The sequence below is a fragment of the Rhizobacter sp. Root1221 genome (genome assembly GCF_001425785.1).
Classification (GTDB): domain Bacteria; phylum Pseudomonadota; class Gammaproteobacteria; order Burkholderiales; family Burkholderiaceae_C; genus Rhizobacter.
Map to the genome: position 1 here is coordinate 1 of NZ_LMDI01000050.1, position 11,320 is coordinate 11,320.

The following is an 11,320-nucleotide window of genomic DNA, read 5'->3' on the forward strand; positions in this document are numbered from 1 at the left end:
CGGGATCCGGGCTATGAGTCGGACTGGGGTTTTGGCGAATGCCAGTCTCTCAAAACCTCTCCGGGTGAACACCCGCAACAACCTATTGAACCTTCACACCTAGCGGATCACCCGAGCGTGACCCACACCGGCGCGTGATCGCTCGCGTGTTCCCAGCCACGAACCGCCTTGTCGACGCCGGCCCCGGTGAGTGCGTCGGCGAGTGATGCGCTGAGCAGCACGTGGTCGATGCGCAGCCCCGCATCGCGCGGCCAGCGCTGGCGCAGGTAGTCCCAGAAGGTGTAGAGCGGCGCGTCGGGATGCAGGTGGCGGATGGCATCGAGCCAGCCCTGCGCCAGCAACGACTGCCACGCCGCCCGCGGCTCGGGTTGCAACAACGCGTCGTCTTTCCACGAGCGGGTGCTGTAGATGTCGGCCACTGCATCGGTGGGCACCACGTTCCAGTCGCCGGCCAGCACCACCGGCAGGCCGGTCTCGAAGAGTGACTGCGCGTGGCGGGCCATGCGATCGAACCACGCATTCTTGCGGTCGAACTTCGGGCCGGGCTGCGGGTTGCCGTTGGGCAGGTACAGCGACACGACGATCATGCCCTCCACCGCCGCCTCGAGGTAACGCGCATCGGTGTCCAGCGGGTCACCCGGCAGTTCGCGCCGGATCTCGATGGGTTCGGCGCCCCGCGCGAGGATGGCCACGCCGTTCCAGGAGGCCTGGCCTCGCCACAGCACGCCATAGCCGGCGTCGTTCACGGCGTCCACCGGGAACTTGCCGTCGGGGGCCTTCAGCTCCTGCAGGCACACCACGTCGGGCTCCGCTTCGGACAACCAGCGCAGCAGCAGCGGCAGGCGGGCGTTGACCCCATTGACGTTCCAGGTGGCGATCTTCATGCGGAGTCCTCGACAGCACGGGCAGGACCGTCGAGGACGTGTTCCGCGACGGGCCACCAGCCGGGCAGCAAATCGTGTACCTCCCTGCGCGTGAAGCGGTCGTCGATCAGGTGCTCGATCCGCCTTGACCCCGTTGAACGACGTCTGCTTCATCACGGCCAGCAACCTGGCCGCACTGCTTCTGGCTTGATCGCCGGCATGCAAGCCCGACCCTGACCAGGGGGGTAGTGCACGCGCACATTGCAGCCCAAAGCGTGAAATATCTGGCAATAATTGTCCCCACATGAAAGGGTCGAGGGAGACCTCCGCAGGGGTTCAAGGTTGGCAGCGCCAGGGCGGCAGGGCGCTACCCCCATGCGGCGCGCGAGTGCGCGCCGGAGGGATGTTGTTGCCGCCAACATGTAGGAGAGAACATGCGCACACTCACGATTGACGAGCTGTCGACGGTCTCAGGTGCTGGGGAGGAGCCGCCGCCGACGACGACGAAGGGCAACAACGGATGGGGCAATGGGGCGGAAGGCACCAACAAGGGGTCGGACGAGGGCGGCACCGCAGGCTCGAAGGAAGACGAAGCGATCCCCAACGGCCCGGGTCCCGCAAAGTTCGGCACCCGCTGATCGAGGCATGAACTGAAGGCGGCGGGGTGCATCTCACATGTGCCTCGCCGTGCTGATGAACAAGACACAAAGGTGTGGTGGTGTCTGATCCGCACGTTGACTCGAGCCCTCCGGCCATCCCGGCGGGCAGTGGCAGCACGGCGTCGACGCACTCCCAAGTCTGCCTGGCCTCGACCGGCGAAGATCGATCGCTCCAGGAAGGATGCGGCAGCGCGCCTGACAGGGTGCAGCTCTTCCGGCACGAGGTCCTGGCCGAGCGCCAGAACCAATGGGTCGGCTCCGTGGTGCTCGCGCCTCGAAGTTCGCACCGCCTGTTCACGATGGTCGCCGCCGTGGCTTGTGCCGGTTTGATCGCCTTGCTCTTGCTTGGACACTTCACCCGCACGGCCCGCCTGGGTGGCTGGCTTGTACCGCAAGAAGGTGTGGCCCGGGTCTTCGCACCGCGACCGGGCGTGGTGACTGCGATGCACGTGCGCGAGGGCGCGCAAGTTCACAAGGGCGACCCGCTGCTCAACCTGTCTGATGAATTGCGCAGCGCGTCCTTGGGCGCCACGCAGGCCTTGGTGATGCGCCGCCTGCAGGAGCGGCGCGACAGCCTCGCCGACGAACAGCTGCAGCAGCGCCAGTTGCTGGCCCAGCAGCAGACCGGGCTGGCAGGTCGCATCGCCGCCCTCGATGCGGAACATGCGCAGATCGAAAGCGAGGTTCGCCTGCTCAAGGAGCGTGCGCTCATCGCAATGCGTTCGGAAGACTTGCACCGCCTGCAATTCGATCAAGGATTCATCTCTGAACAGCGGCTGCAACTGGTACGCGCAGAGCGCCTGGAGCAGCAGTCGCGCATCGCCGCCCTCGAACGCAGCCGCCTGGCGAATCGGCGTGATCGCCTTGCCGCGCAGGCCGAGCTGCGTGATCTGCCGCTGCGCGCACAACGTGAGCTGGGGCTGCTGGATCGAAGCATTTCCCAGCTCGACCAGGAGCATGCAGAAGCCGAGGCGCGACGGGAAATTGTGGTGACCGCCCCGCAGGATGGGAATGTCACCTCGATCCAGGCCGTGGCAGGGACCAACGCGGATACGGCGGTGCCGATGCTGTCGATCGTTCCGCTCCACCGGCGCCTGGAGGCCCATCTGTACGGTCCGAGCCGGGCCATCGGTTTCGTGCGCGCCGGGCAGCGGGTGCTGTTGCGCTACCAGGCCTATCCATATCAGAAGTTCGGTCATCACGAGGGCCTGGTGCGCAGCGTGTCGCAGTCGGCTGTCGGGCCTGGAGAACTTCCGCGCGAGCTGGCCGGGTTGGGCGCGCTGGCAGGATCGTCGGGTGGCCTCGTCACGGAGCCGATCTATCGCATCACCGTCAGTCTGGACACGCCAGCGCTGGTGTCGGGCGGCGCGAGCCTGCCGCTGCAGTCGGGCATGCAGCTCGAGGCCGATGTGTCGCTCGAGCGGCGGCGCCTGGTCGAATGGCTTCTGGAACCGGTGTTCCGCATCACAGGGCAGTGGCAGCAATGAATGACGGTACCCATGCATTCGGCGCCTTGTGGGGCGATCGCCTGCCCATGACCCTGCAGTCGGAGGCCAGCGAATGTGGCCTGGCCTGTCTCGCGATGGTGGCCGGCTATCACGGCCGCGCCTGGGAGCTCGCGCAGCTGCGTTCCCAGATGTCGGTCTCGCAACGGGGCGTCAACCTCAAGGACCTGATCGGCATGGCCGACAGGCTGGGCTTCAGCGCGCGGCCGGTACGGCTGGAGCTCAGCGAGTTGCCGCTGTTGAAGACGCCGTGCATTCTTCACTGGAACCTCACCCATTTCGTGGTGCTCCGGCGGGCCGACGCCGGTGAGGTGGTGATTCACGATCCGGCAGTTGGCGTGCGCCGGCTGCCGCTTGCGGCGGTATCGAGGCATTTCACGGGCGTTGCGGTCGAGCTTTCGCCTTGCGAGGGCTTCGAGGCCGCGACACCACCTCCGCGGGTGAAGCTGCGCGCACTGCTCGGTCGCATGGTGGGCCTGCGCGGCACGCTGGCGCAGTTGTTCATGATCGCTGGTGCCATCGAGGTGCTGGCCGTGCTCAGCCCACTGTTCCTTCAGTGGGTGGTCGACCACGCGCTGCTGACAGCCGACCGCAGCCTGCTGCTGGTGCTCGCGTTGGGCTTCGGACTGCTGATGGTCCTGCGCACCGCACTGACCGCCATGCGCGGTTGGATGCTCATCGCGCTGGGCGCGACACTGAAGGTACAGGGACCTTCCAACCTCTTCAGCCACCTCGTGAACCTGCCGGCCGCGTTCTTCGAGCAACGCCACCTCGGGGACATCGTGTCCAGGTTCGGTTCGCAGGAGACGATCTTGCGCGCGCTCACCGTCGACATGGTCGAGGCGGTGCTCGATGGCATCCTGGTCCTCCTGACGCTCTCGATCATGTTCGTGCTGGCGCCACTGCTCACCGCGCTGGTGCTCGCCGGTGCGATGCTGTATGCCCTGCTGCGCTGGGGCGCGTGGCTGCCGTTGAAGCACGCCTCGCAGGAATCCATCGTGTGGTCTGCGCGCCGCCAGAGCCACCTCCTCGAGACGCTGCGGGGCGTCAAGACGATCAAGCTGTTCAATAGCCAGGAGGCAAGGCGCACGCACTGGCTCAACCTGTCGGTCGAGGCCGTCAACCGCGATGTCACGACCCAGAAGCTGCTGCTCTGGTTCCGGTCGGCGAACATGCTGCTGATCGGATCGCTGGCCATCAGCGTGGTGTGGATCGGCGCACACCGCGTCCTCGACAACGCCATGACGGTGGGCCTGCTGCTGGCATTTCTCGCCTACCAGGACCAGTTCCTTGGGCGCATTGGCAAGCTGATCGACCGCCTCAGCGATCTGGCCATGCTGAGGCTGCACGGCGAAAGACTCGCCGACATCGCGCTCACGTCTCCGGAGCCAAGGGGCGGACCGGCGTCGCAAGACGCATCGCGGATGCCGGTTTCGATCGAGGTCCGTGATCTTCGCTTCCGCTACAGCGACAACGAACCGTGGGTGCTCGACGGGCTGAACCTGCGCGTTGAAGCGGGAGAAACCGTGGCCATCGTCGGCCGATCTGGCGGCGGCAAGACCACGCTGCTCAAGCTGCTGGTGAGCTTGCTGGTGCCGACGGAGGGCCAGGTGCTCGTCGACGGCGAGTCGCTGCGGCCGGACTCGTTTGCGCGCTGGCGTTCGATGATCGGCGTGGTGATGCAGGACGACCAGCTCTTCAGCGGCACCGTGGCAGACAACATCTGCTTCTTCTCGCCGACACCGGATGCGGAGCACATCCAGGCCTGCGCCCGCGCGGCCTGCGTGCACGACGAACTGATGTCGATGCCGATGGGCTACAGCACGCTCATCGGCGACATGGGCGTGGTGCTGTCCGGCGGCCAGAAGCAGCGCATCCTGATCGCCCGCGCGTTGTACCGGAACCCGAGGGTCTTGCTGCTCGACGAGGCGACGAGCCATCTGGACGTTGAAAACGAATCGGCCGTCTCGGCGGCCATCCGCGCAACGCAGGTGACTCGCATCATCATCGCGCACCGGCCCGAGACCATACGCAGCGCCGATCGGGTCATCGACCTGGATGACTTGCGGCCGCATCGCCACGCACGGTTTGCGCACGCTCTTGCACAGGGCTCGCAGTCGCCACAGCCTATCGCTGGGTGAGCTTTTGCCAGTCGGTCAGATTTTTCCTGTCAATCGCTGACGGTCATGCAAGTACATGAACTGCGGTGGGCTCCGTGAAGCGGGGCTTGGGAGGTTTCCCGGATGTCATGTCCCCACGAACTCGGAGCAACTTCGATGAACAAGCCCTCCCCTCGCATCCGCATGATCGCCCTCGGCTCGGCCGTTGCCTGCGTCGCTTCGCTCACCACGAGCGCCGCTGCCCAGACAACCAACCTGCTGCCGAACCTGAAGGCGCTGCCCGCCTTCAACATTTCCCTGGTTGCCGACTCGGCCGGCGGCTCGACGCTTCGCTTCGCAGCGACCAGCTGGAACAAGGGCGCCGGCCCGCTGGAGATCCGGGCCGGCTCCGTGGATACCGGCTCGGGCAAGCAGCAGGTGTTTCAGCGCTACTTCCTTGCCAACGGCGGCTACGTCGACAACTTCGCGGGCTGGTTCGAGTGGCATCCCGCCCACAATCACTTTCACTTCGATGACTTCGCGCTCTACACGCTGCAGCCCGTCAACGCTCCGGGCGGGTCGTCGCGCACCGGCAGCAAGACCACCTTCTGCCTGCTGGACTCGACCCGGGTCGACGGGTCGCTGCAGGGCGCCCCGGGCCAGGCTGTCTACACCACCTGCGGCCCGGTCGTACAGGGCATTTCGGTGGGCTGGGGAGACATCTACGGCGCCCATCTTCCCGGCCAGGAGATCGATTTCACCGACAACGCCGATGGCATCTACCAGCTGAGGATCGACATCGATCCGAACAAGCGCCTGCTGGAGTCCGACGACAACGACAACGCGTCATGCGTGCTGCTCAACATCAGGAAGCCCAGCTCGGTCACGGTGCTCGACAGCAGCGGCAGCTGCTCGACGGTCACGTCGATCACGCCGAACGCCGCGACGACGGGCACGACGGTGCAGGTCACCATCAACGGCTACGGATTCGCGCAAGGCATGTCCGTCACCTTCGAAGGCGGCAGCGGCCCGCGGCCAGTGGCCTCCAATGTGCGGTTGGCCTCGGACACCGACACGGTGGACACGATCACGGCGACCGTCACCGTGCCATACAAGAAGCAACCCGGCCGCGACCCCGTCTGGGATGTCCGCGTCGGCTCTGGCGGCCTGCTGTCCGGAGGATTCACGGTCACGCGATGATCTCGAGCGCGATGACGCTGGCCGTGGCGAGGCCAAGCCTCCTTCATGCGGGGTCCTCGACAGCACGGGCAGGCCCGTCGAGGACGTGTTCCGCGACGGGCCACCAGCCGGGCAGCAAATCGCGTACCTCCCTGCGCGTGAAGCGGTCGTCGATCAGGTGCACGACCCCGCGGTCGGCTGGCGTTCGGATCACGCGGCCGGCGGCCTGCACCACCTTCTGCAGGCCCGGGTAGAGGTACGCGTACGCGTAACCCGCACCGAACGTGGCCTCCAGCCGTTCACGCAAGGTTTCGTTGACCGCGTTGACCTGCGGCAGGCCGAGCGTGGCAATGAATGCGCCGATGAGGCGGTCGCCGGGCAGGTCGATGCCTTCGGCAAACGCACCACCCAGCACCGCGAACCCGATGCCCTGCCCGCCCGGCGAGAACCGCGCGAGGAACTGGTCGCGCGCGGCCTCGTCCATGGCCCGGGACTGGGCCCACAGCGGCACGTCCGGATGGTGGGCCGCCACCCGCGCCATCACCTGGCCCAGGTACTCGAAGCTGCTGAAAAACGCGAGGTAGTTGCCCGGCCGTTCGCGGTACTGGCGGGCGATCAGGCCGGCGATGGGCGCCACCGACGCGGGCCGGTCGGCGTGGCGCGTGGAGATGCGGGGCGTGACGTGCACGGCCAGCTGCCCGGCCGAAAATGGTGACTCCACATCGACCCACAGCGTGTCGTCGGGCAGGCCCAGCGTGTCGCCATAGAACGCGCGGGGAGACAGCGTGGCCGAGAACAGCGTGGTGGTGTGGGCCGCGGCAAAGCGCTGGCGCAGGAACGGCGCGGGCACCACGTTGCGCAGGCACAGCACCGACCGCTTCCTGAGGCCCACCGGCTCCTGCGTGATGTCGAACTGAGAATGCGTGCCGAACCGTTCCGACACGCGCGCGAAGTGCAATGTGTCGAAGTAGAAGCGCAGCAGGTCGGGGGGCACCTGGTCGGGCCGGTCGCCCAGGTGCTGGCCCACCGCGTTGATGCAGTTCGACAGCGCTCCGAACCAGCGCTGCGGCAGTTCGTCGAGCACGTCGAACGGGCCCGGGCATTCGCCGTTGAGCTGCACCCACGCACGATGGAGCCGCTCCATGGCGGGCTTGAGCGGTTCGGGTGCGGTGCGGCGCACGGCATCGAGCTGCACCTGTTCCAGCGTGGCCGAGTACATCTTGCGCGCGCGGTCGAGCAGGTTGTGGGCCTCGTCCACCAGCAGGCCCACGCGCCACTGGTTCGCGAGCGTGAGGCCGTGCAGCATGGCGGCCAGGTCGAAGAAGTAGTTGTAGTCGCCCACCACCACGTCGGCCCAGCGCACCATCTCCTGGCCCAGGTAGTACGGGCACACCGCGTGTTGTGCCGCCACCGCGCGCAGCGTGGGCCGGTCGAGGAAGCGGCGCTCGACGGCCGCCTGCCGCGCGGTGGGCAGCCGGTCGTAGAAGCCGCGGGCCAGCGGGCACGATTCACCGTGGCAGGCCTTGCCGGGGTGTTCGCACGATTTGTCGCGGGCCACCAGTTCGAGCACACGCAGCGGCAGGCCGCCTTTTGCCAACGTGCCCAGTGCTTCGAGCGCGAGGCCGCGGCCGGGGGTCTTGGCGGCGAGGAAAAACACCTTGTCGAGCCGCTGCGTGGGGCAGGCCTTGAGCAGCGGGAACACGGTGCCGAGGGTCTTGCCGATGCCGGTGGGCGCCTGGGCCGCGAGGCACCGGCCGGCGCCCGCGGCCTTGTAGACGGCCTCGGCCAGCTGGCGCTGGCCCGGGCGGAAGTCACCGTGCGGGAACGCCAGCGTGCCGAGGGCGGCATCGCGCGCGGTGCGGTGGGCCATCTCCTGTTCGGCCCAGGCCACGAAGCGGTCGCACAGGCTGGTGAAAAACGCATCGAGGTCGGCGGCCGTGTGGCGCTCGGACATGGTGGTGTCCACCTGCGTGCCGATGTCGTGGTACACGAGGGCCACGGTGATGCGGTCGAGGCCGCGCATGCGGCACAGCAGCGCGCCGTATACCTTCACCTGCGCCCAGTGCAACGCGCGGTGGTTGGCGGGCATGGCGGCCAGGTCACCGCGGTAGGTCTTGACCTCCTCGACACGGCGGGTGTCGGGGTCGAAGCCGTCGGCCCGGCCGCGCACGCTCAGTGGGCCGTGGTGGCCCGAGACGGTGACTTCGTTTTCCGCGTTGGGGCCGCGCCGCATGGCCACCGCGGCGTGGCCGGCGATGCCTTCGGCGGCCGACGGGGCGGGGGTGAAGCGGTGGTCGAGGTCGCCCGCCTTGGCGGCGAATTCGCACAACGCACGCACCGCAACGACATAGACGGGGTTTTCCACGAGGCCAGTTTACTGGATGGAACAACAGGAGGACACTGGAAAACCGCCCGCTTTTTGCGCACCAGGAGCGACTGCATGCCCGGCCTCCCCTCCGACATGACGCATGACGTCACCAACGTGGTCGCCCCGCTCGCCGACTACAACCTCTTCACCACCGACACGGCGCTGTGGGACGCCGTCGAACGCGGCGGCGGAAGCGGCCACCTGGGCGAACTGGCCGACTACGGCGCGTTGCTCGGCCACGCCGAGACGCTGCAGCTGGCCGACGACGCCAACCGCTTCAAGCCCGAACTGCACACCTTCGACCGCGTGGGCCACCGCATCGACCGCATCGATTTCCACCCGGCGTGGCACGCCATCATGCGCATGCAGCGCGAACACGGGCTGGTGTCGATGCCGTTCTCCGACCCGCGCCCCGGTGCCTGGGCCGCCTACGCCGCGGCGTTTTCGATGCACATGCAGATCGAGGCCGGCTCGCAGTGCCCGGGGTCCATGACGTTCGCCGCCATCCCGGTGCTGATGCAGGAACCCGCGCTGTTCGCGGCGTTGTCACCGAAGCTCTATTCGCGCACGTACGATGCCCGCGACCTGCCGGTGGACCAGAAGACCTCGATGCTCGTGGGCATGGGCATGACGGAAAAACAGGGCGGGTCCGACCTGCGGGCCAACACCACCCGGGCGGTGCCGGTCGATGGCGAGGGCCGCGGCGCGGCCTACGAGCTCACCGGGCACAAATGGTTCTTCTCGGCCCCGCAGTCCGATGCCCACCTGGTGGTGGCGCAGGCGCCGGGTGGCTTCTCGTGTTTCTACGTGCCGCGGTTCCGGCCCGACGGCCGCCGCAACGCGGTCCGCATCCAGCGGTTGAAGAACAAGGTGGGCAACCACTCGAACGCCAGCAGCGAGGTGGAATTCCACGGCGCGTGGGGGCAGATGGTGGGTGACGAAGGCCGGGGCATCCCCACCATCATCGACATGGCCACGTACACGCGGCTGAACTGCGTGATGGGCAGCGCCGGGCTGATCCGGCAGGCCGTGGTGCAGGCCATCCACCACACACGGCACCGCCATGCCTTCGGCAAGCGGCTCGTCGACCAGCCCCTGATGCGCAACGTGCTGGCCGACATGGCGCTCGAAAGCGAAGCGGCCACGCTGTTGATGATGCGGCTCACGCAGGCGTTCGCCCGTGCCTCCGACGACCCGCTCGAGCGCGCCTGGAAGCGCATCGTCACGCCCGCCGCGAAGTTCTGGGTGGCCAAGCGCAGCATCGAACTGGGCGCAGAAGCCATGGAGGTGTTCGGCGGCAACGGCTACGTGGAGGACGGCCCCATGGGGCGCCTCTTCCGCGAGATGCCCGTGATCTCGATCTGGGAAGGGTCGGGCAACGTGATGGGCCTCGACATGCTGCGGGCCATCGGGCGCGAGCCCGAGGCGCTCGACGCGCTGGTGCGGCACCTCGGCGACCGGCTCGCAGGCGACACGCGGATGCAGGCGCCGCTTGCCGCGCTGCAGGCCACCTGGCAGCAGCCACCCGACGCGCTGGAGGCCGCCGCACGCCGCACCGCGCAGCAGCTCGTGCTGCTGCTGCAGGCCGCGCTGCTGCGCGACCACGCGCCTGCCTTCGTCGCCGACACGTTCATCGCCAGCCGCTTCGACCCGCAATGGGGCCGCGTCTTCGGCACCCTGCCCGACCCGGCACGCCACGTGGCGGTCATCGACCGCGCCTGGGCGGCATGACCCCCCGGTGACGTCGGGTCACGCCAGCGCGCATACTCGGGCATCGGGCCCTTTGTCCCGGAGTCTTCGATGCTGGCATCCCTGCGCCGCTTTTTCGATTCTTTGCTACCTTCCGCCGAAGCCGACCCGGCGTTCGAGCACACCCTCCAGCTGGCCACTGCCGTGCTGCTGGTGGAGGTGATGCGATCGGACGCCACCCTCGGCGCCACCGAACGGACCGCCGTGTTCGCCGCGTTGCGCGAGCAGTTCGTGCTGACCGCGGGCGAGGTGTCGGCGCTGGTCGACATGGCCGAGGAAGCCGCCCGCGACGCCCACGACCTCCACGCGTTCACGTCGAAGCTGAACGCCCAGCTCGACCCGCCGCAGAAGGCCCGCATCGTCCAGTACCTGTGGCAGGTCGCCTACGCGGACGGCCACCTCGACGGCCACGAACAACACGTGATGCGCAAGATCGCCGACCTGCTGTATGTGTCACACGGGGACTACATCGCCGCGAAGATGCGGGCGAAAGATGCGATGGGCTGAGGCCTCCTCGCCACCTCCGTGAACGCCGGAGCCCACTGTTCGCTGCGGGTTGCGTTTTCTCTCTGGCGAGGCCGCGCCGGGTCTCGGCCCGGCAGCCGAACTCCTTTCTCTTTCCGGGCGAAAGAGAAAGGAGTCAAAGAGAAGCGCCTGAACACCAGCTTCCCAGACCTTTGCCCGGGCGCTCCGAGTGGCCAATCCCCCGCGCGACCACTGTCTCCAGCGCCACCGTTACCTATCCCGCGCATCAAGGGTGCCCACCCGCTTCGCCTCGCTGCGCATCGGCTGGTTCTCTGGATAGGGGTAGGGAATGGCATCAGCCATCCCCTCCCTCCGAACTGTACGTGCGGTTCTCCCGCATACAGCTCTCCAGTCGGTGGTTACTTCATCGAGA

General features: G+C 67.6%; 8 protein-coding genes. 6 read left to right on the forward strand and 2 right to left on the reverse strand.

The features are described from left to right. Positions 1-107: 107 nt before the first annotated feature. Positions 108-884 carry an exodeoxyribonuclease III gene (locus ASC87_RS25885; protein WP_056669770.1) on the reverse strand — a complete coding sequence of 259 codons (777 nt, stop codon included), beginning with the start codon at positions 882-884 and terminating at the stop codon, positions 108-110. A 413-nt stretch (positions 885-1,297) separates the two neighbouring features. Here ASC87_RS25885 and ASC87_RS25890 point away from each other — a divergent pair, with 413 nt between their 5' ends. From ASC87_RS25890 to ASC87_RS25905, 4 genes are all read left to right on the forward strand, one after another. Continuing rightward, positions 1,298-1,501 (forward strand): hypothetical protein, encoded by a 204-nt coding sequence (locus ASC87_RS25890; protein ID WP_056669773.1) that lies wholly within the window; start codon positions 1,298-1,300, stop codon positions 1,499-1,501. An 80-nt stretch (positions 1,502-1,581) separates the two neighbouring features. After that, positions 1,582-3,009, forward strand: a complete 1,428-nt coding sequence (locus tag ASC87_RS25895) for an HlyD family secretion protein (RefSeq protein ID WP_157604362.1) — start codon at positions 1,582-1,584, stop codon at positions 3,007-3,009. A 47-nt stretch (positions 3,010-3,056) separates the two neighbouring features. Continuing rightward, a complete protein-coding gene (locus ASC87_RS25900) occupies positions 3,057-5,168 on the forward strand; it encodes a peptidase domain-containing ABC transporter (RefSeq protein WP_235582298.1) in 2,112 nt (703 codons plus the stop codon). A 135-nt stretch (positions 5,169-5,303) separates the two neighbouring features. Then, entirely contained in the window at positions 5,304-6,326 is a 1,023-nt protein-coding gene (locus tag ASC87_RS25905) for a lysyl oxidase family protein (RefSeq protein ID WP_162255207.1), read from the forward strand. 43 nt (positions 6,327-6,369) lie between these two features. Here the strand turns inward: ASC87_RS25905 and ASC87_RS25910 are convergent, their stop codons facing one another. After that, positions 6,370-8,670, reverse strand: a complete 2,301-nt coding sequence (locus ASC87_RS25910; protein WP_056669784.1) for an ATP-dependent DNA helicase — start codon at positions 8,668-8,670, stop codon at positions 6,370-6,372. Between the two features lie 75 nt (positions 8,671-8,745). Between ASC87_RS25910 and ASC87_RS25915 the strand changes: the two genes are divergently transcribed. Together ASC87_RS25915 and ASC87_RS25920 are read left to right on the forward strand one after the other, a co-directional pair. After that, a complete protein-coding gene (locus tag ASC87_RS25915; protein ID WP_056669787.1) occupies positions 8,746-10,404 on the forward strand; it encodes an acyl-CoA dehydrogenase family protein in 1,659 nt (552 codons plus the stop codon). Positions 10,405-10,473: 69 nt separating this feature from the next. After that, the gene (locus tag ASC87_RS25920) at positions 10,474-10,929 is read left to right on the forward strand and encodes a TerB family tellurite resistance protein (RefSeq protein WP_056669790.1); all 456 of its coding nucleotides are present in this window, start codon (positions 10,474-10,476) and stop codon (positions 10,927-10,929) included. The last annotated feature ends 391 nt before the right edge of the window (positions 10,930-11,320 follow it).